Genomic DNA, 23,101 nt, shown 5'->3' on the forward strand with positions numbered 1-23,101 from the left:
GCACATAGGCTGGTCACCATGCCCTCTACACCCGACGCCGACGTCACCGCCGCCACCGAGACCGCCGCCACCGACCTCACCGGTAACCCCTTCGCCGAGCCCTCGACGCTGCCCTACGGTCTGCCGGACTTCGCGGCGATCCGTCCCGCGCACTTCCTGCCGGCGCTGCGCGCGGGCATCGCCGAGCAGAAGGCGATGATCGCGCAGGTCGCGGCCGACGAGGAGCCGCCGACGTTCGACACCGTGATCCGTCCGCTCGAGGAGGGCTCGCCCCTGCTGCAGCGCGCGCTGCCGGTGCTGTTCCACCTGCTGGGGACCGACGGCACCGAGGAGCTGCAGGCCATCGAGGCGGAGATCATGCCGGAGCTGACGGCCCTCGAGGACTCGGTGTGGCTGGACGGGCGGATCTTCGCGCGGGTCGAGGCGCTCGAGCGCGACGCCGACGCCCTCGACCTGAGCCCCGAGGAGCGGCACGTCCTCGAGCGCACGCGTCTGCGCTTCGAGCTGCGCGGCGCCCAGCTGGATCCGGCGCAGAAGGCCCGGCTGGGCGAGGTCAACCAGGAGCTCTCGTCCCTGCAGACCCGCTTCACCCAGCAGACGAAGGCCGACCTCCACGACGCGGCCGTGCTCGTGACCGACGAGGCGGAGCTCGCGGGGCTCGACGACTCCCAGAAGGAGGCCGCGCGCCTCGCGGCCGAGGACGCCGGGAAGGACGGCTGGCTGCTCACGCTGATCCTGCCCACGATGCAGCCGCTGCTGGCCTCCCTCACCGACCGCGCGGTCCGCGAGCGCCTGTACACCGCGTCGATCGAGCGCGGCACCGAGACCTGGGACCTCGCAAAAAAGATCGCCCGCCTGCGCGCGGAGAAGGCCCACCTGCTGGGCTTCGCGGACTTCGCCGAGCTCGCGGTCGCCGACCGCACCGCGAAGACCCCGTCGGCCGTCGAGGACTTCCTCGCGCAGATCGCCGGGCCCGCGGTGCGCAACGCCGACCGCGAGGCAGAGCGCCTGGCCGCGAGGGCCGCGCGCGACGGCATCGACGAGCTCGCCCCCTGGGACTGGTCCTTCTACTCGGAGCTGATCCGCGCGGAGGAGTTCGCGGTCGACCAGGCCGAGCTGCAGCCGTACTTCGTGCTGGACCGGGTCCTCGAGGACGGCGTGTTCCGCGCCGCGCACGACGTCTACGGGCTGTCCTTCGCTCGTCGCGAGGACCTCACTCCCCCGCACCCGCTCGCCCGGATCTGGCAGGTGACCAGGGAGGACGGCTCCGCCGTCGGCCTGTTCATCGGCGACTACTTCACCCGGCCCAGCAAGCGCGGCGGCGCCTGGATGAACACGCTCGTGGACCAGTCGCGCCACGACGGCACGCTGCCGATCGTCATGAACACGATGAACGTGTCGCGCCCCGGCGAGGGCCGGCCCGCGTTCGTCAGCCTCGACGAGGTCGGCACGATGTTCCACGAGTTCGGGCACGCCCTGCACGCGCTGCTCTCGGACGTGGAGAACTCGTTCGTGGCCGGCACGGCCGTCGCCCGCGACGTCGTCGAGTTCCCCAGCCAGGTCAACGAGATGTGGGCGCTGCGGGAGGGCATCGTCGAGCACTACGCCCGGCACGTCGAGACCGGCGAGGTCATCCCGGCCGAGCTGCTCGAGAAGGTCCGCGCGGCCGAGCAGTGGAACGCCGGCTTCCGCACCCTCGAGCACGTGGCCGCGGTGACCCTGGACTGGCGCTGGCACCGCCTGAGCGAGGACACGCACATCGGCGACCCGCACGCCTTCGAGGCCGCGCAGCTGGAGGACGCGGGGCTCGCGCATCCGCTGATCGCCCCGCGCTATCGCACCGGCTACTTCCAGCACACCTTCTCCGGCGGATACGCCTCCGGCTACTACTCCTACCTGTGGGCCGAGGCGTACGACGCCGACGCCGTCGCCTGGTACGAGGAGCAGCTGGCCGAGGGGATCTCCCCGCGCGAGGCGGGCCGACGGTTCGCCGCCGGCATCCTCTCGATCGGCGGCTCGCGCGATCTGCCCGAGGCCTACCGGGCCTTCCGCGGCCGCGACCGCGACGCGCGCTTCCTGCTCGAGCGCCACGGGCTCGTCTGAGCCGTCGGCCCCGTCGGCCCCGTCGGCCCCTCCTCCCGGCCGACGGGGAGCCGTTTCCCGGCGCCGACCCAGCGAACATCGAGACCGCTCCAGGGATCTCTGCCATGCTCGACCCCATGACCCAGGACCAGCAGGCCGCCTCGGCCACGGAGACCCCGACCGCGCCGACGATCTTCACCGCCTACGAGATCGACGACATGCTCACTCTGAGCGACACGAGGTCGGCGGAGATCACGCGCGACCAGCTCGGCATCCCGGGCGTGCCGGGCTCCGGGCCGGCGACCGAGCACGTGACGGCGGCGGTCAATGCGGGCCTGCGGGCCCGCGGCATGCTGGTGCGCCGCGGCGGCGAGTGGGTGCTGGGGCCGCAGGGCGAGCTCGTGGCGACCACCCTCACCACGGCCGAACGCTGGCTCGGGATCGCCCTCGCGCAGGACGCGGGCATGCGCGCGGCCTTCGTCGTGAAGGCCGGCAGCAGCGTCCTCATGCTCACGCAGGACGACCTGGACTCCTTCCAGGTCACGTCGCTGAGCGGGGCCGACGGGCGCTCGGCGGGCGACGTGCCGAAGGCTGTCGCCCGGGTCGCCACGACCTTCCTGCGCCGCGGCGCCGGGCACACCGTCAGCCTGCGCCGCACCGACATCTCCGACCCGGACTCGACGACGCCGCTCATGGTGCATGTCGAGGACGACGGCTCCTGGCAGTCGGGCCACCTGCCCTTCACCGAGGACGGCGTGCTCTCCGCCTCGCCGATCGCGCTCACCGAGGTCGAGCCCGCGATCGTCGATCTCTGGGAGCGCGGGGAGAGCCGCGGGCGATGACCCGCACGCGCGCCTGAGCCTCACGCGCGTTCGACCCTCACCCGCGCCGGGAGCGCATCGCCCTGCGCTGCTGCACGTGGGGGTCTGCGGCCAGCGCCTGGTACTGCGCGGAGCCGACCGGCACGAGGGCGACACGGCCCTCGGCGTCGTGGTGGATGCCCCATCCGTACTTCTTGGGCAGCGGTGAGGCACGCAAGCAGGCCTGCGATCTCGCGAAGAACGCCTCGCGCGCCGCGGGGCGCTCCTCCGCGTCGAGTGAGCGTCGGGTGGCGTGGACGTCGAACAGGACGTCGTCGCTGGTGAACTCGTAGGGGTGCTCGGCGATCAGGGCGAACTGGAGCGCCGCGATCGTCGGGGAGCCGTTGCCGAGGGGCGGCTGATCGGCCGTCGTGACCGGGCAGTCCTCCGCCACCTGGATGAAGGTGTCGATGTAGTTCGTGGATCCCATGTGTCGATGATGCCCCTCGGGAGGTCGCGGCCTCTCGGACGAACGCGACAGTCCCTGCTCGCCTGCGCCCTCCCGTCCGTCGATACGCGCCCTCAGCCGACGCCCGGTGCCGCGGCCTCCCTGGCCCGTCGGCGAGCGCGCACCCGCGACCAGATCCGCAGCGCACGGTAGATGAGGTACCCGCCCGCGAGCAGCGCGATCACGGCGATCACGCCGGCGACGACGGGCAGGGCGATCGAGAGCGCGCCGACCACGAGGGCGGCCACGTCCTCGGTGCCGGAGACGGCGACGTTCGAGACGGGCTCGGGCGAGGTGTTCACGACCGCGCGGGTCGCGGCCTTCGCGCCGTGGGCGCCGAGGGAGGCGAGGACGCCGATGATCGCGAGCACGATCGCGTGGGTCGTGTCGGTCTCCCCGCCGAGCAGGTAGCCGATGGCGCCGCCCGCGACGGGCCGCACCACGGTGTGGACGACGTCCCAGAACGAGTCGAGGAAGGCGATCTTGTCGGCCGCGAAGTCCACGAGCAGCAGCACGGCGGTGATGACCAGCACGTCGGATCGCTGCATGACCTGCGGGATGTCGTCGACGCCCAGGAACCGTCCGCTCATCCCCAGCAGGAACACCATGAGGTACGGGCGCAGGCCGCTCACCCAGCCCGACCCGAGCGTCATCATCACCGCTTCCATGGGCGACAGCGTAGGCGACGGCGGCGTCGCGGTCGGCGCCCGGGCCTACCCTGGATGCATGTCTTCGACGCCCTCACCCCGCTTCCGCCGACCCGCTCCCCTGTTCGCGGCGCGTGCGGAGGAGATCCCGGGCGCTCCCGATCCGCAGCTCGCGACGGACCTGGGGCATGAGAGCGCCCGCGCGCTGCTGGACGGGGTGTACCGCAGCACCGATCCGGCGGTCGTCGAGCGCGTGCTGCACCTGGTGGAGACCGAGGGCCTGGACGATCTCGCCTCGCTGTGGTCGGGCTCCCCGGCGGAGACCCTGCCCGGTGCGCTGTGGCGCCTGTACGTGCTGCACACGTGGGCGCAGCGCAACGCCCATGACGTGGTGCGCCGCTACCGCGAGGGCTCGCACACGATCCCCGGCCTGCGCTACCTCGCGGGCGTCGCGGAGCCGCCGGACATCGACCAGGTCCGCGCGACGCTCGACGAGATCCTGCGCGGCGCCTTCACGGGCGACCTGCCGATCGCGCTGGGCCGCGCCGGGGCCGTCGCGGTGCTGTGCGCCCACGGCACCGCGCACCTGGCCGACCGCGAGCAGACGTCCGAGCAGCAGCACGCGATGACCACGCAGGCGTCCCGTCTGCTCTCCACCGGCGAGGAGCTCACCGAGGCCGCGCGCATGGCGGAGGCCGGCACCCTGAGCTGACGCCGACTGCGGCCCCGCCCGACGTCGGCCGCATTCCCGGAGACGCCCCGTCCGTCTCGATCCCCACATCCCCGCGGCCCGTGATGCGTCGCGGGTTGCGGATGTCCTACGATAGGACGCGCGTCGGGCCGCGGTTGCCCCGGGCTCCAACATTCGCCGCTTCGAGCGGCCTTCGCGCCGTCAGGCGCACCCGGTCCGGCGCGCCCCTCCTTCTGCGGGCGGCGTCGTCGCCCCATGGATGGCGCCCTCGGGCGTCAGCCCAGCTCGCCCGCACTGCCCGCATTCGTGCCGACCCCCGTCCGTGCCGAGTAACCGTGCCGACCCGTCCTTGCGAGGAGACGTCGTGGCGTTCCGCTTGTTCTCCCGTCGCTTCGAGAGCTCCCTGCACGACCTCTTCAACGATCTCGCGCAGGTGCTCGTCGCCGGGGCGGAGATCCACTCGCGCACCCTCGGCCAGTCCCCGCGCGACCGGGCCCGCAGCGCCCCGCGACTGCACGAGCTGGCGAGCGACTCCTCGCAGCTCTCGCACCGGATCGCGAACCGTCTGGCGGACTCGCTGATCACCCCCTTCGAGGCCGACGCCCTCCACGACCTCGCGCTGACCATGTCGGACCTCATGTACTCCCTCGAGCGCACGGCGGAGCTCTCGGCGGCGCGCGGCGCCACGGCCGTGCCGGACGTGCTGCTGGAGGCTGCGCAGCTCATCGAGCGCGGCTGCGAGCTGACGGTCGAGGCGGTCTGGAAGCTGCAGGCGGTCAAGGAGCTCGAGGGGTACGCCCAGGAGATGCGGCGCCTGCGCCGCCACGGCGACGGCCTGGCACTGCGCGCCCGCACCGAGGTCTACGCCCGCGGCGGCGCGGCGGCGGACCTGCTGCGCGAGCGCGACCAGGTCGAGAGCGTCGAGGCGAGCCTGCGGCTGCTGGACGAGCTGGGGCGCACGGCGGACCTGCTGCGCGTCAAGGCACCGTAGGCCCGCCGATGGTGTCCCCCTTCTTCGTCGCGGCGCTGTGCCTGGCCCTGGTCATGGCCTACGTGAACGGCCTGCACGACGCCTCGAACGCGGTCTCCACCACCATTGCCACGCGCGCCATGTCCGAGCGCGCGGCCCTGATACTCGCCGCGATCCTCAACCTGCTGGGCTCCCTGCTGGGGCTCGGCATGTCGCTGACCGGGGCCCGGTGGGCGCTGGACCTCGCGGGCCTGGAATCCCTCACCCACGCCGACGTGCACGGAGACCCGCTGGTGCCGCCGATGCTCGTGGGCGTGGCGCTCGCGGTGATCTGCTGGTCGGTTCTCACGTGGGCGCTCGGGATCCCCTCCTCGACCTGGCAGGCGATGCTCGGCGCGGCCGCCGGCGCGGCCCTCGCGATGGGACTGCCCGTGCCCTGGCTCGCGGCGCTCGCGCTGATCGTACTGCCGCTCGTGGTCGCGCCGGTGGTCAGCGGCATCGCCTCCTACGCGCTCGCCCGCGGGATCCGCCGCCTGGGGGCGGAGGACCGCATCAGCATCGGGACCCTGCAGTTCCTGCAGACCCTCTCCGCCGGCGCCGTCGCCACCGCCCATGGCTTCTCGGACTCGCGGATCTCGATGGCGCTGATCGTGCTCGCTGCCTCCTACCAGGGCATCGACATGGCGGACACCCCTGCCGCGGTCTCCGCGATGGTCGCCGTCTCGCTCGCCCTCGCGCTCGGGACGCTCGTGGGCGGGCACCGCATCATCCGCACCCTCGCGCGCCGTCTGACGAACCTGGCCACGGTCCAGGGCTTCGCCGCCGAGACGGTCGCCGCGATCGTGGTGCTCGTGGGCGCGAGCGGCACCGGCACCTCCTTCTCGACCTCGCAGTCGCTGACCTCGAGCGTCGTCGGCTCCGGCCTCGCCCTGGGACCGCGCCAGATCCGCTGGAAGCTGTTCGGCGGCATCCTGGGCATCTGGGTCGCGACCCCGATCGCGTGCCTGGGGCTCGGTGCGATGTGCACGCTGCTGGTGCACCGCCTCACCTGAGGCTCCGCGTCGCCGCGCGCACTCTGCGGACGTTCGGGACGTCTCGTTATCCTGTCCCGACCCGACGTCGCCTCACAGGAGGTCTGATGCCCTCGCCCGACGAGCGCCCCGCCGCACGACCTCGCCCCAGCTACGGCCTGCCCGGACCGGGCACGAACGCGTCCGACGGCCCCTCGGCCGACCGGGCGCGCCCGACGTACGGCCAGTCGGCGCCCGACGCGCCGTCCGCGGGAACGACCGGCGGCACGTCGCCTGCCGGCCCGAACGTCGGCGCTTCCGACGGAGCGCCGAACACCGGCGCGAACGGCTCGGCGGGCTCCTCGGCCCCGTCCGGTCCGACGGGCTACGTGCTCCCTCCGAAGGGTCAGCGCGGCTCCGCCGGCGGCCCGACGGGCCCCGCGGGGAACCAGGCGGGACCCGGCGGCGGCCCGGCAGGACCGGGCAGCCCGGCAGGACCGGCCGGCCCGGCGGGACCGGCGTACGGGCCCGCGGGATCCGGAGGGCCGACGGGCCCTGCGGGAGCGGCCGCGCCGACGCGCCGGCGGGGGATGCTCCCGCTCATCCTGGGCATCGTGCTCATCGTCGTCGCGCTCGCCCTGGCGATCATCGGCCCGATCATCAGCGTGCGGAACGTGGTCTCGGCGATCGACGCGGACGGCAACGCCATCTCCGACGGCAAGGCCGAGGTCCCGCTGGACGAGTTCGACATGATCCTCGTGTACGTGCCGAGCGAGGACTCGGGGACCGCCGAGTGCACGTCCTCGAGCCCCGGGGACTCCTCCGTGCAGACGGACACCGGCGGCGGCCAGTCTGTCACCTTCCCCAACGGCACCTCCTACGAGCAGCGCTCGGGGATCCTCGCAACCTCGGACACGACCGTGACCGTCTCCTGCACCGGCACCAGCTCGGCCGACGCGATGTACGTGGGCCCGATCAACGTGTGGGGCTTCGTGGTGCCGTTCTTCGGCGGCATCGTGCTGGGCCTGTTCATCGGACTGATCGGCCTGGTCCTCACGATCGTGGGGATCGTGCTGATGGTGCGCTCGCGTCGGGCGTGATGCGCATGCCGTCCTCGCAGCCCACCTCGCCCGAGCCCGACGCGCCTGACGCGCCTGACGCGAACCAGTCGCAGCCCGCGACGGCGGACGCGAACATGCCTCAGGCCGAAGCATCCTGGCCCGGAGGGATCCCGCCGGTCGAGCCCCGGCCACGCTCGTCCTGGCCCGGCGCACCCCGCCCGGCCGAGAGCGCGACGCAGGGCTCCGGCGGATCCAGTGAGTCCCGCGAACCTCATGAGTCGCCCGCGTCCACCGACTCCCGACCCCAGGCGGCCAAGCGCACGGCGTCCCGGCATGACGCGTCCCGCTCCGCCGCCCCGTCGGGCGCCTCCCGCACCGCTGCCTCTCGAACACAGACCTCCGGGTCCGGTGCATCTGGTGCCTCACGATCCAGCGCGTCCCGCTCCGGTGCCTCTCGCACCGATGCCGACGGCCCGAACCCGTCCTCCCGCGACTCAGCCTCGCGAGAGACTTCCCGGTCCACCGGACCGCGCCGCGGTCCTATCGATACTCCGCGCGCCTCGCGGGCGATCGCCACGCTCGTGCTCGCGGTGCTCGCGGCGATCCTGGTGTGGGTGGTCGCGACCCCGATCGCCGGGCTCGACCTGCACGCCGGCGGCTGGTCCATCAGCCCCGGCGCGATCATCCCCGCGGTGCTCGTGCCCGGGATCCTCGCCTGGGTGCTACGGATCGCCTTCGAGCCCTCGCCCCGTGGGCCCCTGATCTGGACGATCATCACGGTCGTGGTGCTCGCGCTGTCCCTGCTCGGACCAGTGGTGATGGGCGCTTCGGGGCCGATCCTGCTGGCGCTGCTGACGATGCACCTGGTCGTCGGTATCGTGCTCGTCGTCGGCCTGCGCGGTCCGCGCGGGACGGTGCACGTCTCCCGCACCCCACGCGCGCAGGAGAAGGTCGGGCCTCTCTAGGAGGAGATGAGACCGATGATGTCGACTCAGGATCTCTGGACCGCATGCCTGCTGATCCCCGCGATCGCCCTCGGCATCATCGGGGCCGTGGCCGCTCATCGCCGACGGACCTCCCTGGGCCTCTCCCTGCGCCACGGCGCCGTGACGGAGTTCCTCTCCGGCTGCGCTTTCTCGCTGCCGTTCGTGCTGGTGCTCATCGGGGTCACGGACCTCACCGGGCTCGTGGACGGCCCCGAGTGGATCGGGGGCTGGGCCTCCGCCGCGGGGATCGCCGTGTACTTCCTGGTGCTGTTCCTGCTCGAGGAGATCGCGTTCCGCGCGCTGCTGATGACGGGGCTGGGCGTGCTGATCGGGCGATCGGGCGCCTGGGTGATCACGGCGGTGGCGGTCGCGGGCGCCTACGCCTTCGCGCCGCACACGGGCGCGCTGCCGGTGGCCGGCGCGATCATCACGAACCTGCTCACGGGTCTCGCACGGTGGCGGACGGGCCGCATCTGGTGGGGGTTCGGGCAGCGCTGGCTGTGGAACACGGCGGTCGTCGCGCTCGGCTTCACCGACAGCGGCTTCGCCCTGCAGGACGGCCTCATGCACCAGCCGACCACGGGACCGTCATGGCTGACCGGCGGAGGGTTCGGCCTGGAGGGCGGGTTCGTCGGCATCGCCTTCCTGGTGGTGATGACACTCGGCGTCGCGCTCTTCGCCCGAGGACGCACGGGCCCCTGGCGGATCTCCTCAGCCTCTGCGGCGTCCGCGTCCGCCTCGGCAGCGGCCTCCGGACGCCCGTAGCCCCGTCACCCCGTCGCCGCGTCGCCTCATACTGGGGGCATGCCGGAACTGCCCGAGCTCGACGCCGTCGTCGCGCAGATCGACCGACTCCTCGCCTCGCGTCGTCTGCACGGCGCGGACGTCGCCGCCATCAGCGTGCTGAAGACGGCGGACCCTCCCCTGGCCGATCTCACGGGCCGCGAGCTCTCCGGGGTCAGTCGCCGCGGCAAGCACCTCCTGCTGGATCTCGAGGGGACCGCGCTGGTCATGCATCTGGCGCGCGCGGGCTGGCTGCGCCACCATGCGCAGGCTCCTGCGGGTGCGCCGGGGCCGCGCAAGGGCCCGCTCGCCGTGCGCATGGTGTGGGACGACGGCACCGCCCTGGACGTCACCGAGCAGGGCACCCGCAAGGCCGTCGCGCTGTGGGCCACCACGGCCCCGGAGGAGCTGGAGACCCTGGCCCGGCTGGGACCGGAGGCCGACGCTCTCGACGAGGCCGCCTTCACGAGCATCTGCGCCGGCACCCACGCGCACCTGAAGACGGTCCTCACCGACCAGACCCTGATGGCCGGCATCGGCAACGCCTGGTCCGACGAGGTCCTCCACACCGCGCGCCTCTCCCCCTTCGCCGCGGCCGACGGCCTAGATCGCGAGGCGGCCGCGCGTCTGCACCGAGCCCTGCGCGAGGTGCTGGACCGCGCCGCGGAGGGGCTGCGGGATCTGCCGCTGGACCGCATCAAGCGGGCGAAGAAGGCGCTGCTGCGCGTGCACGGCAGAGCTGGGGAGGACTGCCCCACATGCGGGACGAGGATCGCGGAGGTTTCGTTCGCCGAGCGCTCCCTGCAGTACTGCCCCACCTGCCAGACCGGCGGTCGGCGTCTGAGCGACCGCCGGATGGACCGCCTGCTGCGCTGACCACGCCTCCTCCTGGGCACCGTCCGGGACCCTTCCGGGATCGTGGACAGGCCCCATCTCACGCACCGGGCCCCGGGCGGCGGCGCCCAGCCGCGCTTCCTAGAGTGGGCCGATCGGACCAATCGAGGGAGAGATGATCATGGCGCAGCATGAGCGAGCAGGTCAGAAGGCCCGCCCGGAGGATCTTGTCGACGTCGCGGAGCTGTTGGACGCGTACTACGACCTCCATCCGGATGCGAGCGATCCCGATCAGGCGGTCGTCTTCGGCACCTCGGGCCATCGCGGCTCGTCGCTGGACACGGCGTTCAACGAGGACCACATCGCGGCGACGACGCAGGCGATCGTGGAGTACCGGGCCGCGCAGGGGATCCGCGGCCCGCTGTTCATCGGCCGGGACACGCATGCGCTGTCCACCCCGGCCTTCGACACCGCGCTCGAGGTGCTCGGCGGCAACGACGTCACCGTGCTCATCGACTCGCGCGACGCCTATACGCCGACGCCCGCGGTCTCGCACGCGATCCTCGTGCACAACCGCGGCAAGAGCGGCCAGGATGCGACCCGGGCCGACGGCATCGTCGTCACCCCGAGCCACAACCCCCCGCGCGACGGCGGCTTCAAGTACAACCCGCCGCACGGCGGACCCGCGGGCTCGGACGCGACCGGCTGGATCGCCGACCGCGCGAACGAGCTGCTGAAGAGCGGCCTGAGCGGTGTGCGGCGGATCGAGCGCCAGCAAGCCCACGCCCGCGCCGAGCGCTACGACTACCTCAAGAACTACATCGACGACCTCCCCAGCGTGGTGGACCTCGATGCGATCCGCAGCGCGGGCGTGCACATCGGCGCGGACCCGCTGGGCGGCGCCTCGGTGGACTACTGGGCGATGATCGCCGAGATGCACGACCTGAACCTCGACGTCGTGAACCCGAACGTCGACCCGCAGTGGTCGTTCATGACGCTGGACCGCGACGGCAAGATCCGCATGGACTGCTCGAGCCCCTGGGCGATGGCGTCGCTGCTCGAGGTCAAGGACCGCTACGACATCGCCACCGGCAACGACGCGGATTCCGATCGTCACGGCATCGTCACGCCCGACGGCGGGCTGATGAACCCCAACCACTACCTCGCGGTCGCGATCCGCTACCTGTTCTCCCATCGGCCGGACTGGCCGGCGTCCGCGAAGGTCGGCAAGACCATCGTCTCCTCCTCGCTCATCGACAAGGTGACGGCGTCGCTGGGTCGGGAGCTGTTCGAGGTGCCCGTGGGCTTCAAGTACTTCGTGCCCGGCCTCATCGACTCCTCGGTGGGCTTCGGCGGCGAGGAGAGCGCGGGCGCCTCGTTCCTGCGACGCGACGGCAGCGTATGGACGACCGACAAGGACGGCATCATCCTCGCGCTGCTGGCCTCGGAGATCCTCGCCGTCACCGGGAAGACTCCGAGCCAGCTGCACGGCGAGCTCGTCGAGGAGTTCGGCGCGAGCGCCTACGCCCGCATCGACGCCCCGGCGAACCGGGAGCAGAAGGCGAAGCTCAAGAGCCTCACGCCCGACGCGGTGAGCGCCACCGACCTCGCCGGCGAGACCATCACCGACAAGATGACGGTCGCGCCCGACGGCTCCGCGATCGGCGGCCTCAAGGTCTCCACCGAGAGCTCGTGGTTCGCCGCGCGCCCCTCGGGCACGGAGGACGTGTACAAGATCTACGCCGAGTCCTTCCGCGGCGAGGACCACCTCGCCGAGGTCCAGGAGGCCGCGAAGAAGGTCGTCGACACCGCCCTGGAGGGCTGACTCCGGGCGGACGGAGCACCGTGCAGCGCCCGTCCCGCCGTCGTGGGGCGGGCGCTGCACGTGTGGGGCCGCTCGCGCACAGCTCCCTCGCGCGTGCGCGCGGGAACAGGTTGTGGTTACCGTAGAGTCTTCAACTTCCGACCTCCGCCTGCCGGGCCGACGACCCCCGCGCATCCTGCTTCCCCCGGGTTCCCCCGGTGCTCGGATGCGCTTCCCAGGGCGCTCCCCGCGATGAGCGCTCGTGCACACCGCCATTGCGCGATCGCCGGGAAAGAGGCAGGGTGGTAGTTGGCCAAGGAACAGTAACGAGTCGGCAAAGGGCACACGGAGCTTCCCCGCACATACCCACCCAATCCGCCCGTCTGGTTGGCACGAACATTGCTGACCTGCAAAGACGACGCAAGCCCCGGACTTCGCCCTCGCCATGTATCGTTCCGCAGAGCAATGACCCACACCACGTGGGAACCCCATCCGAGGACGGATCGTCGACCGGCGAGCCGCACAGAGTGACGCGAGGAGAGGAGGCGCATGCGACGCACGACACCCGCACGCAGTGCACGCGATGCACGGCGCCCTGTCCGCGCCATCCATCTGCGCGCCGCCTCCGTCGTCGCACTCGCCGCCCTCGGCGTGGGGGTCGCGCCAGCACTCGCATCTCCGATCGCCGGCGCTGACGGCCAGAACGCCGTCGTGACGGCCGGCACGAGCAGCGACGCCAGCGATGACGGTGGCACCAACGACACCAAGAATGACCAGCAGTCGGCGAACGAGCAGAACGACCCCGCCACTCCTTCCGACGACCCCTCGAGCGAGTCCAACTCTCCTGATCTGTCGGATGATGGCACTGAGGGGACACCCACCGAGGCCGGAACCCCGTCTCGTTCGAAAGGTGAGAACGAGACCGGGAACGGCGGGACCACGACTCCGACGCAGTCCACTACTCCGCCAGATGGAGACCCAGACACTTCGGTGACAGTGGATGCGGAGCCGAGCACGGTCGCTGCAGGCCACTCCACGAAGGTGACGGTGACCGACTTCCCCTCCAGCGGTGAGGTCACCGTGTCCATCCCCGACACCGAGGCCAAACCGAAGACCATCAAGAAGGACGGCAAGCACTCCCGGTGGATCAAGATCCCTGCGGACACAGAGCCGGGCAAGTACGACGTCACCGCCACTGACACCGATGACAACACGGCCTTGGCTTCCACGAAACTGGAGGTCACTGCTCCTACCGGCACCGACAGTCCCCAGATTAGCCTTGCCAAACAGAAGGTCGAGGCCGGGTCCACGGTCACAGTGCATGGTTCGCAGTTCTGGCGCAGCAAGTCCGCTACGGTTTCGCTCGTCGACTCCAAGGACGAGACCGTGAAAGATGACGGCGCTACATCCAAGAGAGCTGTGACGCTGGGAGTATTCGACGCGGAGATTACCGTCCCGGAGGATGCTGACGGCAAGTACACCGTTCTCGCCAAGGGCAACAACGGCAAGACGGACGAAGCAACGCTGACCGTGACCCCAGTGAAGGGCACCCCCTCCCCGACACCCCCCGAATCGAACACTCCCACCGGTGGATCCGACGGTGGCACCGGCGGTGGATCCGGTGGAGGCGACAGCGGGACTCCGTCGGACAGCGAGACCCCTACCGAATCCTCGCCGACTGACTCCACGTCCTCGAGCAGCTCCTCGTCGAGCAGCTCGTCCTCCACGACGTCGACCACCCCATCGGACAACGGCTCGCGCAGCGCCTCCACGACCTCCGAGGTCCCGCCTGCCACGAGCACGCGCGATCGCTCGAAGGAGATCGAGCTGAGCGCTCCGTCGGACGACTCGTCGTCGAAGAGCACGGAGAAGTCCGAGAAGAAGGACACGTCGGAGAAGCCGACGAAGGACGAGAAGTCCGAGAAGGCCAAGGACGAGGACAAGAAGACCTCGGACACGCCGCAGCAGACCTCCGACCAGCCGGTGTCCGATCAGCAGAGCGACGCCACCCAGGCCGCCGCGACCATGGATGACGACGACACCACCTCGAGCGGCCCCACCACCGTCACCACGCAGGACGACGGCGGCGGTCCCCTGGTGAAGCTCTTCAGCTCCATCGGCGGCGAGGACGCGAGTGGCATGGACCGCATCCGCCAGGTGTTCATCGCGACCCTGGGCGTCGGCTTCCTGACCGCGCTGGGCTTCACCACCGCCTCGTGGCTGAGCCGCCGCAGCGGCACCCACAGCGCCCGCGCTGGCCTGCGCCAGCTGTTCCACCGCAGGCACTGAGCCGACCTGCCGTCTGCCCCTCGAATCGGGCGCATCGAACCGGGCCTCTGCCCGCGTCCGACCATCCGCACGACGCGTCAGGCGCGGTGCGTCGGCGTCCGTCGTTCGCTGCTGCCCGCGCGCTTCTTCGCGCTGTCCAGGGCATCCAGCTGCACGCGCAGGTAGAGGACGAGCGAGGGCATCGCGCGGATCATCCCCAGGACCGTGCGGTCGAAGGCCTTCTGCCCCTCGTACCAGGGATCCGGCACCGCCATGTCCTCCTCGCGCGCGTTCGCGGGGACGACGGGGTCGAACTGGCGCCACAGCAGGACGTCCGGGCGCGGCTCGCCCTCGGGGATCTGATCGACCTTGCGGCGCATCGTCGCGGCATGCTCCGCGGTCATCGCGAGCACGAGGTCCCACCCGACCAGCTCGGACTGGTGGACCGTGCGGGCGGTGTGATCGAAGGGCTCCTCGAACCCTGCGCTCACCAGGGCCTTCACGGTGCGGTCGTCCATCGGCATGCCCTCGGAGTCCCAGCTGGTGCCGGCCGATCCCACGTCGATGCGGTCCGACAGGCCCTCCTGGACCAGCCCCTGCCGCAGGATGACGGCCGCTGCGGGGGAACGACACATGTTCCCCGTGCACACGGTCAGGACACGGAAATCAGCCACATCGACATTGTGACAGCACGATGACGCCTGCGCGGCCATCCGGAGATATGGCAAGGTGGGAGAGATCCTGGGGTCGAGACTCTTCCAGTACTCGCACCCCGCGCAGGTAGGATGCCTGACGGGTGAGCGCGGGACCGCTCGTCCCGACGCTGACCCACGAACCGGAGGAGACCATGGTCGACATCATCCGTGCACGCGAGGACGACTGGTCGCTCGTCCGCGAGATCCGGCTTCGTTCGCTGAGCACCGATCCCGAGGCCTTCGGCCAGACCTGGGAGCACGAGAGCACCTACGACGACACCGCCTGGCGCGAGCGCATCGAGGCCGCCGCCTGGTTCCTCGCCGTCGAGAACGAGCAGCCTGTCGCCGTGGTCGCCAGCCGCCACGAGGCGGACTCGCCCGAGAACGAGCGCGAGCTGCAGGCCATGTGGGTCACGCCGGAGGCCCGCAAGGGCGGCATCGCCCAGAAGCTCGCCCAGAGCGTCTGCTCCTGGGCCGCAGAGGACGGCGCCGACACGGTCACCCTGTACGTCGGCCCCGAGAACACCGGCGCCCGCAAGACCTACGAGGCGCTCGGGTTCACCGACACGGGCGACCGCTGGGAGGTCGTCGAGGACGATCCCCGCTCCTCCTGGATCAAGATGTCGCGCAGCGTGTGACACCCGCGCCTCAGCCCTCGGGCCCGCAGCAGGGGCGCCTGCAGCCGCACTGGTCGGCGCGGATCGAGAACGTCAAGAACGCTGTGGTCAGCGGCGTCCTCGACACCGTGGGCTGGGTGCTGCGGATCAAGCCGTTCACCGGCTTCGGCACCCCCGGCCGCGTGCGGATCATCGCGCGCGTGCTGTGGGCCCGGCCGTCGGCCCCCGCCGACTACCACGACCAGCCCGTATGGGACATGCGCTCGATGGCGGTCCGCGGCTGGCGCAGCTTCATCTCGCAGGTCGCCCCGCACCAGGACGTGCGCATCCACCTCGACGGGCGCGAGTACGCGGTGCGCTCGGACCGCTCGGGCCTCGTGGACGTCGAGCTCGACGCAGACCTGCCGCCCGGCGTGCACATCGCCCGCATCGCGACCACGACCGAGAACACCGTGACCGCCGAGGTCCACGTCCACTCCCCCGACGAGGCCTTCGGCGTGGTCAGCGACATCGACGACACCGTGGTGGTCACCTGGCTCCCGCGGCCGCTGCTCGCCTTCTGGAACGCCTTCGTCATCCCTCAGACCTCGCGCCGCGCCGTCGCCGGCATGGCGATGCTCTACCAGCGGATCGCACGCGCGCACACCTCCGCCCCGTTCGTGTACCTCTCGACGGGCGCCTGGAACGTGTTCCCCGTGCTCCAGCGCTTCCTCTACAAGAACGGCTACCCCGACGGCCCACTGCTGCTCACCGACTGGGGGCCGACGAACACCGGCTTCTTCCGCTCCGGCCGCGCCCACAAGGAGCGCACCCTGGAGACGCTCGTCGAGCAGTTCCCGCACGCCCGCTGGCTGCTCATCGGGGACGACGGGCAGCACGACCCGGCGATCTACGCGGCTTTCGCCCGCGCGCACCCCGAGAACGTCGCCGCCGTCGCGATCCGCGAGCTCACCGAGCCCGAGCAGGTGCTCTCCAGCGGCCTCCGCGCCCGGCGCCACCCCGACCTGCCCGCCGACTCGCCCGTGGTGTGGGTCCAGGGGGCCGACGGCCACGCCCTCCTCCACAGCCTGCGCCGCGAGGGCATCGTGCCGTGAGAGGCCCGCGAGCCCAGGACGCCCCGGCCGTCGGCCGGCCACCGGCTGACCACCAACCGACCGACGCACTCCCCGACCGCACCCCACCCCGCAGGAGATCCTGACCACCGTGTCCACCGCCGCCGCCACGCCCGCACCCGCCCCTCGCCCGGCACCCCCGTCGATCCGCGAGGCGACCCTCACCGATGTCGAGGGCATCGTCCGCGTCGTCAACCTCGCCTATCGCACGCAGGGCGGCTGGACCACCGAGGAGCACCTCGTGGGCGGTGCCCGCACCGACGCCGAGGACGTGCGCGCTGCGATCGCGGACGACACCCACCTGCTGCTGGTCGCCGAGCGCGACGGCGCGATCGTCGGCTGCTGCTACACCGACCGGCAGGGCGACAGCGCCGAGCTGGGCCTGTTCGCGGTCGACCCGACGCTGCAGGCCGGCGGCGTGGGCGGCGCGCTCATGGAGGAGCAAGCGCGACGCCGGGCCGACGAGGGCCTCGCGTCCCTGCACCTGCGGGTCCTCGAGTCCCGCCCGGAGCTGCAGGCCTGGTACGCCCGGCACGGCTTCGTCGAGACCGGCGAGGTGGTGCCCTTCGCGGGCGACGCGGCGAACCTCAAGGTGCCGGGGCTCGACATGGCGGTCATGGTGCGCGCGCTCGCCTAGGCTTGACCCCATGAGCAACGAGGCCTTCGCGCCCTCCCCCGACCGCTACGAGAGCACCGACTACCGCCGGGTCGGCGACTCCGGCCTGCGCCTGCCGCCGATCTCGCTGGGCTTCTGGCAGAACTTCGGCGAGGACCGCGACCCCGGCACGCTGACCGCGATCGTGCGCCGCGCGTTCGACATGGGCATCACCCACTTCGACCTGGCGAACAACTACGGCCCGCCTCCCGGCAGCGCCGAGTCCCACCTGGGCCGGATCCTCGCCCGCGACTTCGGCCGCCACCGCGACGAGCTGGTCATCTCCACGAAGGCCGGCTACCTCATGTGGGACGGCCCCTACGGCGACGGCGGCTCGCGCAAGTACCTGCTGAGCTCGCTCGACCAGTCCCTGGATCGCCTGGGCCTGGAGTACGTCGACATCTTCTACCACCACCGCGAGGCCCCCGAGACCCCGCTCGAGGAGACCATGGGCGCCCTCGCCCACGCCGTCCACACGGGCAAGGCGCTGTACGCCGGGATCTCGAACTACTCGCCCGAGCACACGCGCGAGGCCGCCCGCATCCTCGAGGGCCACGGGGTGCCGCTGCTCATCCACCAGCCCTCGTACTCGATGTTCAACCGCCATGTCGAGGACGGTCTGCTGGAGACCGCCTCGGACCTGGGCATCGGTCTCGCGGTGTTCTCGCCGCTGCAGCAGGGGCTGCTGACCAGCAAGTACCTCAAGGGCGTGCCGCAGGGATCGCGCGCCGCGGGCGCCTCGCCGTTCCTCTCCGCCACCCAGACCGAGGACGAGACCTACCAGGAGCGCGTGCGGGGCCTCGCGAGGATCGCCGAGTCCCGCGGGCAGAGCCTCGCGCAGATGGCCCTCGCCTGGGTGCTGCGCCACCGGGAGGTCGCGACCGCGCTGGTGGGCGCCTCGTCCACCACGCAGCTCGAGCAGAACGTCGAGGCCGCCCGCGGCGTCGAGTTCACCGATTCCGAGCTCGCCGCGATCGACGAGTTCGCGGTCGACGGCACCGGGCGGAAGTGAGCACTGAGTGAGCACGCGGCGGTGAGCGGGTCCGGCGCCCTCACCCTCCCCCAGCTGGAGGCGGTGCTCGCGGTCGCCGACGAGGGCTCGTTCACCGTCGCCGCGCAGGTCCTGGGCATCTCGCAGCCCTCCCTGTCCCGGCGCATCCACAGCCTCGAGGAGACGCTCGGGCTGCGCCTGTTCCTGCCCGTCGGCCGGCAGATGCAGCTGACCGACGCGGGCCGACGGGTCGCGAACACGGCCCGCCGCACCCTCCAGGATCTCGAGGACCTCCGACACCAGGAGGCGGGGGCCGACGGGGCCCTGAGCGGCACGCTGCGCGCCGCCGGCCTCCCCTCGCTGGTCGCGACGCGCCTTCCGCGGCACCTGGGCGCGTTCCACCGCGCGCACCGGGACGTGCGGATCGAGGTGTTCGCGCAGGAGGACCGCGAGCTGCTGGTCGAGTCGGTGCGCACCGGCCGGGCCGACGTCGCGCTCACGGCCGCCGGTCACGTCCCGCCGGACCTGGAGGCTCTCGAGCTGAGGCCCCAGACCTTCCTCGCCGTGGTCCCGCGCGAGCCGGACGCGTCGGGCGCGCAGGACGCGCCGGGCACACCGGGGACACCGGGCATGCTGAGCGCGCGTGACCTCGCCGAGCGGACGCTCGTGACCCTGCCGGAGGGGACGTCGATCCGCGAGGTCACCGAGTCCGTGTTCCGCGGCCTGGGCGTCACCCCGCCGCGCGTGATCACCACGACCCAGCGGGACGCCCTCGTGACCCTCGCGATCGCCTCCGACGGCCTGACCATCGTCCCAGAGGACCTCGCCGAGAGCTCCCCGACGACGGACGCCCGACGCCTGCACCTGCCCTCCGACGTGCAGCGTCCCGTGGTGGCCCTCCACCGCCGGGAGCATCTGCGCACGCCCGCGCTCTCCGCCTTCCTCGAGACGCTCGCCGCCGACGTATGAGGCAACCGCGCCGGGACGCGGTCCACCCTCCGCGTCAGCGCTCCGGCCGCCCACCAGGATCCATACCTTGAGTGCATAACTTCCGTGCTGACCGCTATTGGACGCTATCGATGCGGGGTGCTTGGGTGACCGTCGGCGAGTGCCCGACGATCGAGGAGTCCCATGCCCGCACCAGATGCAGACCGCAGCCCGCGCCCCGGCCCGACCCGCGGAGCGACGCGCACGCTGCATCGCGGGCCGGCGCACCTCTCCCCTGCCGGGACGCGCGTGCTCGTGCGCAGGCGGCGGCGCCGCACGATCGTTGCCCTCGCCGGACTCGCCGCGCTGTCCCTGGTGGCCCTGATCCTCGTGCCCGCGCAGACCCTGCGCAGCGGGCTCACCGTCGCCCCTCTGCACGCCGGACCGGCCGCGCAGGACTCGGCGAGCGACGACGGATCGGTGAACATCCTGGTGCTCGGCTCGGACTCGCGCGTGGGCGAGGCGGACGAGAAGGACTCCACGGCGCGCAGCGACTCGATCCTGCTGGCGCACCTGAACGCCGACGACTCCTCGGTGCATGCGGTCCAGATCCCTCGTGACACCCTCATGGACCTCCCCGCCTGCGCGGACACCGGGGAGAGGTCCTTCGCGGGCGGCCGCGGCATGATCAACTCCGTGCTGAACTACGGTCCCGCCTGCTCGGTCGCGGCCGTCGAGTCCCTGACGGGCGTGCACGTGGACCACTTCGTGGAGGTGGACTTCGCTGGATTCGCCGCGATCGTCGACGCCCTGGACGGACTCCCCGTGTGCCTGCCCGAGGCGCTGCACGACTCGGCCGCCGATCTCGACCTGCCGGCGGGCCGCCAGACGCTCGACGGCCGCCAGGCGCTCGCCCTCGCCCGTACCCGGCACGCCGTCGGCGACGGCAGCGACATCGCCCGTCTCGATCACCAGCAGCAGGTCATGAAGGCGATCATGCAGCGCGCGGAGAGCAGGAACCTGCTGACACGGCCCGACCGCCTGTACCCGTTCCTGCAGGCGACCTCCTCCGCCCTCACGGTCGACGACCAGCTGGGCTCGATCCCCGGAATGACCTCGCTGGCCTCGCGCTTCGCACGCGTCCCCTCGGACAGCATCACCGTCGAGACCATGCCGTGGTCCCCCGCCCCGTCGGACCCGAATCGGGTGGTCCCCTCCGCGAAGGCCGCCGCGGTCTTCGCGTCGCTGTCCGACGAGGGCTCGAGCGAGCACGCCACCGGGGAGGGGACGAAGGCGACGTCGTCGGCGTCAGATTCCCCGTCGTCCGACACCCCGTCGACGAGCTCTCCGTCGTCCAGCCCTCGGGCGTCGAGCTCTCCGTCGTCGAGCGGCCCCTCGTCGGGCGACCCGTCGACCACGTCGACCTCGACCTCGACCTCGGCCTCCGGGAGCATCCAGTGCGAGTGATCCCCGCTCGCGTGCCGTCCGCTCCGGCAACCCCGTCACCCGGCCGTGACCCGTCGGGCCTGTGGCTGAGGCCACCGCGACGGGGGTTCTCAGCGACCGCGGTGGGATGATCGGAAAATGCGCATTTCCCCCGTCCGCTGGCTCATCGCGGGGGTCTCGCTCGCCCTTTTCCTGCTGGTCTTCTACCTCTCGGGGTGGGTGGGGCCCACGGAGTCGCTCGACATCCGCATGCTCACCTCGCTGCGGACGGACGGCAATCCGGCACTGCTGTGGATCGTCTCGGTGCCATGGCTGATCCTGTGCAGCATCGTCGTGATCGCGATCGGCATCCGTCGCGGCCGCGCCATGGACGGCTTGCGCGCCTTCGCCCTGCTGGCCCTGTGCAACGTGCTCGGGCAGCTGCTGAAGAAGGTCGTGCTGCACCGCGACTCGATCGTGCTCATGGTGGACAACACCTATCCCAGCGGCCACATGATCGCCTTCGCCTCGGTCGCGCTCGCCCTGCGGATCGTGCTGCCGCGGCGCATGCGCAGGGCGTTCACCGTGATCGCCGCGATCGTGCTGTGCCTGGTCGCCTTCGAGCTCGTCTACTACGGATGGCACCGCCCCAGCGACGTGATCGGCTCGCTGCTGCTGGTCACCGCCGTCGGCGTGCTCGGCGGCGGGTCGCGCGGGACCGAGGACGATGATCGCCCCGAGCCGGTCCTTCCGCCCGGCGCCTGAGCCCCGCGGGCGAGGCGCCTGAGCCCCGCGGGCGACGGCCGACGGCCGAGCCGCCGAGCCGCCGAGCCGCCGAGGTCAGAAGATCGCGTAGACGGCGAGGACGAAGGCGAAGCCGACCACGGACTCGATGCCCTGCTGGACGGTCCAGGTCTTCAGCGTGGTCTTCACGTCCATGCCCATGAGGCGGCCGACGAGCCAGAAGCCGGAGTCGTTCACGTGCCCGGCGAAGACGGAGCCCGCGGCGGCCGCGAGGGTGATCGCGGCGGTGTCGATCGCGCCGTAACCACCGGCCATCACGGCCGGGGAGAGCAGGCCCGCCGTGGTCACGAGAGCGACCGTCGCCGAGCCCTGGGCCAGGCGCAGGGCGAGGGCGATGACGTACGCGGCGAAGATGACGGGCATGCCCCAGGAGTCGAGGGTCGAGGCGAGCGCGTCGCCGATGCCGGAGGCGCGCAGCACGCCGCCGAACATGCCGCCGGCGCCGGTGATGAGGATGACCGAGGCGACCTGGCCGAGGGTCGTGTCCACGAGCTTCTCGAGCGCCGAGCCGTCCTGCCCACGGAACTTCCCGAGCACGAGCATGGCCACCAGCACGGTGATCAGCAGGGCGACGGGCGACTCGCCGACCAGGCGCAGGGCCTGCACCCAGGCGGCGTCGGCGTCGACGACCTTCGCGGTGCCCAGCGCGTCCAGGCCCGTGTTGAGCAGGATCAGCACGAGCGGGAGCGCCACGACGGCGAGCACGGTGGAGGCCCGCGGGGGAACGGCCGGCTGGTCGTCATCGGTGCCGAAGAGGTCGGGCACGAGCAGCGGCGTGCGCGCGTTGACGAACTTCGCCCACAGGTAGCCGGAGACGTACCAGACGGGGAAGGCGATGATCAGGCCGACCAGCAGCACGACGCCCAGGTTCGCGCCGAAGAAGTCGCTCGCGGCGACGGGGCCGGGGTGCGGCGGCACGAACACGTGCATCACGGAGAACGCCGCGGCGGAGCTCAGCCCGTACAGCAGCAGGTTCTTCCCGCCGAGGCGCCGGGCGACCGCGAAGATGATCGGCAGCATGACCACGAGGCCCGCGTCGAAGAAGATCGGGAAGCCCAGGACCAGGGAGGTCAGGCCCAGGGCGAAGGCGGCGCGCTTCTCGCCGAAGACGGCGACCATCTTCTCGGCGATCACCTTGGCGCCGCCGCTGGACTCGATGAGGCGGCCCAGCACGGCGCCGAAGCCGATGAGCAGGGCGACGGATCCGAGCGTCGAGCCGAAGCCGTCGACGAGGGTCTCGATGATCGCGCCGGAGGGGATGCCCGTGGCCAGGGCCGTCAGCAGCGAGACGATGACCAGCACGAGGAAGGCATGCAGTCTCACCTTGATGACCAGGAACAGGATGAGCGCGACGGCGACCGCGGCGATGCCGAGGAGCGGTCCGGCACCCAGGGTCTGGGTCCAGTTGTCCATGGGGATTCTCCGTTGAAT

General features: G+C 71.8%; 22 protein-coding genes. 18 read left to right on the forward strand and 4 right to left on the reverse strand.

Annotated features, from left to right (window positions below; translation table 11 throughout):
* Positions 1-18 precede the first annotated feature (18 nt).
* Together Bra3105_RS07900 and Bra3105_RS07905 are read left to right on the forward strand one after the other, a co-directional pair.
* Complete coding sequence (locus Bra3105_RS07900; protein ID WP_228359336.1) at positions 19-2,103, forward strand: M3 family metallopeptidase; 2,085 nt, start codon at positions 19-21, stop codon at positions 2,101-2,103.
* A 104-nt stretch (positions 2,104-2,207) separates the two neighbouring features.
* A complete protein-coding gene (locus Bra3105_RS07905) occupies positions 2,208-2,924 on the forward strand; it encodes a hypothetical protein (protein WP_228359337.1) in 717 nt (238 codons plus the stop codon).
* A gap of 37 nt (positions 2,925-2,961) precedes the next feature.
* Here Bra3105_RS07905 and Bra3105_RS07910 read toward each other — a convergent pair whose 3' ends face one another.
* Both Bra3105_RS07910 and Bra3105_RS07915 read right to left on the reverse strand, forming a co-directional pair.
* The gene (locus Bra3105_RS07910; RefSeq protein ID WP_228359338.1) at positions 2,962-3,372 is read right to left on the reverse strand and encodes a DUF6157 family protein; all 411 of its coding nucleotides are present in this window, start codon (positions 3,370-3,372) and stop codon (positions 2,962-2,964) included.
* Positions 3,373-3,464: 92 nt separating this feature from the next.
* The gene (locus Bra3105_RS07915; RefSeq protein WP_228359339.1) at positions 3,465-4,058 is read right to left on the reverse strand and encodes a DUF4126 domain-containing protein; all 594 of its coding nucleotides are present in this window, start codon (positions 4,056-4,058) and stop codon (positions 3,465-3,467) included.
* A 58-nt stretch (positions 4,059-4,116) separates the two neighbouring features.
* On the opposite strand from Bra3105_RS07915, the gene Bra3105_RS07920 reads away from it, so the two are divergent.
* The 9 genes from Bra3105_RS07920 to Bra3105_RS07960 all read left to right on the forward strand — a co-directional run bounded on the left by Bra3105_RS07920 (position 4,117) and on the right by Bra3105_RS07960 (position 14,465).
* A complete protein-coding gene (locus Bra3105_RS07920) occupies positions 4,117-4,749 on the forward strand; it encodes a hypothetical protein (RefSeq protein WP_228359340.1) in 633 nt (210 codons plus the stop codon).
* Between the two features lie 343 nt (positions 4,750-5,092).
* Positions 5,093-5,719 (forward strand): DUF47 domain-containing protein, encoded by a 627-nt coding sequence (locus Bra3105_RS07925; protein ID WP_200501450.1) that lies wholly within the window; start codon positions 5,093-5,095, stop codon positions 5,717-5,719.
* Between the two features lie 8 nt (positions 5,720-5,727).
* Positions 5,728-6,750 carry an inorganic phosphate transporter gene (locus tag Bra3105_RS07930; RefSeq protein ID WP_228359341.1) on the forward strand — a complete coding sequence of 341 codons (1,023 nt, stop codon included), beginning with the start codon at positions 5,728-5,730 and terminating at the stop codon, positions 6,748-6,750.
* 86 nt (positions 6,751-6,836) lie between these two features.
* Positions 6,837-7,808 carry a hypothetical protein gene (locus tag Bra3105_RS07935; RefSeq protein WP_228359342.1) on the forward strand — a complete coding sequence of 324 codons (972 nt, stop codon included), beginning with the start codon at positions 6,837-6,839 and terminating at the stop codon, positions 7,806-7,808.
* 95 nt (positions 7,809-7,903) lie between these two features.
* Entirely contained in the window at positions 7,904-8,734 is an 831-nt protein-coding gene (locus Bra3105_RS07940) for a DUF6069 family protein (protein ID WP_228359343.1), read from the forward strand.
* Positions 8,735-8,749: 15 nt separating this feature from the next.
* A complete protein-coding gene (locus tag Bra3105_RS07945) occupies positions 8,750-9,520 on the forward strand; it encodes a CPBP family intramembrane glutamic endopeptidase (protein WP_228359344.1) in 771 nt (256 codons plus the stop codon).
* Positions 9,521-9,559: 39 nt separating this feature from the next.
* Entirely contained in the window at positions 9,560-10,414 is an 855-nt protein-coding gene (locus Bra3105_RS07950) for an Fpg/Nei family DNA glycosylase (protein WP_228359345.1), read from the forward strand.
* 139 nt (positions 10,415-10,553) lie between these two features.
* Positions 10,554-12,197, forward strand: coding sequence for a phosphoglucomutase (alpha-D-glucose-1,6-bisphosphate-dependent) (pgm, locus tag Bra3105_RS07955; RefSeq protein ID WP_228359346.1), 1,644 nt, complete (start codon positions 10,554-10,556; stop codon positions 12,195-12,197).
* Between the two features lie 528 nt (positions 12,198-12,725).
* Positions 12,726-14,465, forward strand: a complete 1,740-nt coding sequence (locus tag Bra3105_RS07960; protein ID WP_228359347.1) for a hypothetical protein — start codon at positions 12,726-12,728, stop codon at positions 14,463-14,465.
* 77 nt (positions 14,466-14,542) lie between these two features.
* Here Bra3105_RS07960 and Bra3105_RS07965 read toward each other — a convergent pair whose 3' ends face one another.
* Positions 14,543-15,118, reverse strand: coding sequence for an arsenate reductase/protein-tyrosine-phosphatase family protein (locus tag Bra3105_RS07965; protein WP_228359348.1), 576 nt, complete (start codon positions 15,116-15,118; stop codon positions 14,543-14,545).
* Between the two features lie 122 nt (positions 15,119-15,240).
* Between Bra3105_RS07965 and Bra3105_RS07970 the strand changes: the two genes are divergently transcribed.
* From Bra3105_RS07970 to Bra3105_RS08000, 7 genes are all read left to right on the forward strand, one after another.
* Complete coding sequence (locus Bra3105_RS07970; protein WP_228359349.1) at positions 15,241-15,777, forward strand: GNAT family N-acetyltransferase; 537 nt, start codon at positions 15,241-15,243, stop codon at positions 15,775-15,777.
* Positions 15,774-16,850 (forward strand): App1 family protein phosphatidate phosphatase, encoded by a 1,077-nt coding sequence (locus tag Bra3105_RS07975; RefSeq protein ID WP_228359350.1) that lies wholly within the window; start codon positions 15,774-15,776, stop codon positions 16,848-16,850. The genes Bra3105_RS07970 and Bra3105_RS07975 overlap by 4 nt, the downstream gene beginning before the upstream one ends.
* A 109-nt stretch (positions 16,851-16,959) precedes the next feature.
* Positions 16,960-17,505, forward strand: a complete 546-nt coding sequence (locus Bra3105_RS07980) for a GNAT family N-acetyltransferase (RefSeq protein WP_228359351.1) — start codon at positions 16,960-16,962, stop codon at positions 17,503-17,505.
* 10 nt (positions 17,506-17,515) lie between these two features.
* Complete coding sequence (locus tag Bra3105_RS07985) at positions 17,516-18,535, forward strand: aldo/keto reductase (RefSeq protein ID WP_228359352.1); 1,020 nt, start codon at positions 17,516-17,518, stop codon at positions 18,533-18,535.
* A gap of 21 nt (positions 18,536-18,556) precedes the next feature.
* Positions 18,557-19,483 (forward strand): LysR family transcriptional regulator, encoded by a 927-nt coding sequence (locus Bra3105_RS07990; protein ID WP_228359353.1) that lies wholly within the window; start codon positions 18,557-18,559, stop codon positions 19,481-19,483.
* A gap of 162 nt (positions 19,484-19,645) precedes the next feature.
* Positions 19,646-20,908 carry an LCP family protein gene (locus Bra3105_RS07995; protein WP_228359354.1) on the forward strand — a complete coding sequence of 421 codons (1,263 nt, stop codon included), beginning with the start codon at positions 19,646-19,648 and terminating at the stop codon, positions 20,906-20,908.
* A 117-nt stretch (positions 20,909-21,025) separates the two neighbouring features.
* Positions 21,026-21,631: a phosphatase PAP2 family protein gene (locus Bra3105_RS08000; RefSeq protein ID WP_228359355.1), complete on the forward strand. Its 606-nt coding sequence runs from the start codon at positions 21,026-21,028 to the stop codon at positions 21,629-21,631.
* A 75-nt stretch (positions 21,632-21,706) separates the two neighbouring features.
* Here the strand turns inward: Bra3105_RS08000 and Bra3105_RS08005 are convergent, their stop codons facing one another.
* Positions 21,707-23,083: a GntP family permease gene (locus Bra3105_RS08005; RefSeq protein WP_228359356.1), complete on the reverse strand. Its 1,377-nt coding sequence runs from the start codon at positions 23,081-23,083 to the stop codon at positions 21,707-21,709.
* Positions 23,084-23,101: the final 18 nt, after the last annotated feature.

Origin of the sequence: Brachybacterium halotolerans subsp. kimchii (assembly GCF_020792675.1) — a bacterium.
Taxonomy (GTDB): Bacteria; Actinomycetota; Actinomycetes; order Actinomycetales; family Dermabacteraceae; genus Brachybacterium; species Brachybacterium halotolerans.

Coding starts and splice junctions, on each gene's coding strand:
- Bra3105_RS07910 (WP_228359338.1), bottom strand. CDS start 3,372: ATGGGATCCACGAACTACATCGACACCTTCATCCAGGTGGCGGAGGAC.
- Bra3105_RS08005 (WP_228359356.1), bottom strand. CDS start 23,083: ATGGACAACTGGACCCAGACCCTGGGTGCCGGACCGCTCCTCGGCATC.
- Bra3105_RS07930 (WP_228359341.1), top strand. CDS start 5,728: ATGGTGTCCCCCTTCTTCGTCGCGGCGCTGTGCCTGGCCCTGGTCATG.
- Bra3105_RS08000 (WP_228359355.1), top strand. CDS start 21,026: ATGCGCATTTCCCCCGTCCGCTGGCTCATCGCGGGGGTCTCGCTCGCC.
- Bra3105_RS07995 (WP_228359354.1), top strand. CDS start 19,646: ATGCCCGCACCAGATGCAGACCGCAGCCCGCGCCCCGGCCCGACCCGC.
- Bra3105_RS07935 (WP_228359342.1), top strand. CDS start 6,837: ATGCCCTCGCCCGACGAGCGCCCCGCCGCACGACCTCGCCCCAGCTAC.
- Bra3105_RS07900 (WP_228359336.1), top strand. CDS start 19: ATGCCCTCTACACCCGACGCCGACGTCACCGCCGCCACCGAGACCGCC.
- Bra3105_RS07945 (WP_228359344.1), top strand. CDS start 8,750: ATGATGTCGACTCAGGATCTCTGGACCGCATGCCTGCTGATCCCCGCG.
- Bra3105_RS07960 (WP_228359347.1), top strand. CDS start 12,726: ATGCGACGCACGACACCCGCACGCAGTGCACGCGATGCACGGCGCCCT.
- Bra3105_RS07940 (WP_228359343.1), top strand. CDS start 7,904: ATGCCTCAGGCCGAAGCATCCTGGCCCGGAGGGATCCCGCCGGTCGAG.
- Bra3105_RS07905 (WP_228359337.1), top strand. CDS start 2,208: ATGCTCGACCCCATGACCCAGGACCAGCAGGCCGCCTCGGCCACGGAG.
- Bra3105_RS07915 (WP_228359339.1), bottom strand. CDS start 4,058: ATGGAAGCGGTGATGATGACGCTCGGGTCGGGCTGGGTGAGCGGCCTG.
- Bra3105_RS07985 (WP_228359352.1), top strand. CDS start 17,516: ATGAGCAACGAGGCCTTCGCGCCCTCCCCCGACCGCTACGAGAGCACC.
- pgm (WP_228359346.1), top strand. CDS start 10,554: ATGGCGCAGCATGAGCGAGCAGGTCAGAAGGCCCGCCCGGAGGATCTT.
- Bra3105_RS07950 (WP_228359345.1), top strand. CDS start 9,560: ATGCCGGAACTGCCCGAGCTCGACGCCGTCGTCGCGCAGATCGACCGA.
- Bra3105_RS07920 (WP_228359340.1), top strand. CDS start 4,117: ATGTCTTCGACGCCCTCACCCCGCTTCCGCCGACCCGCTCCCCTGTTC.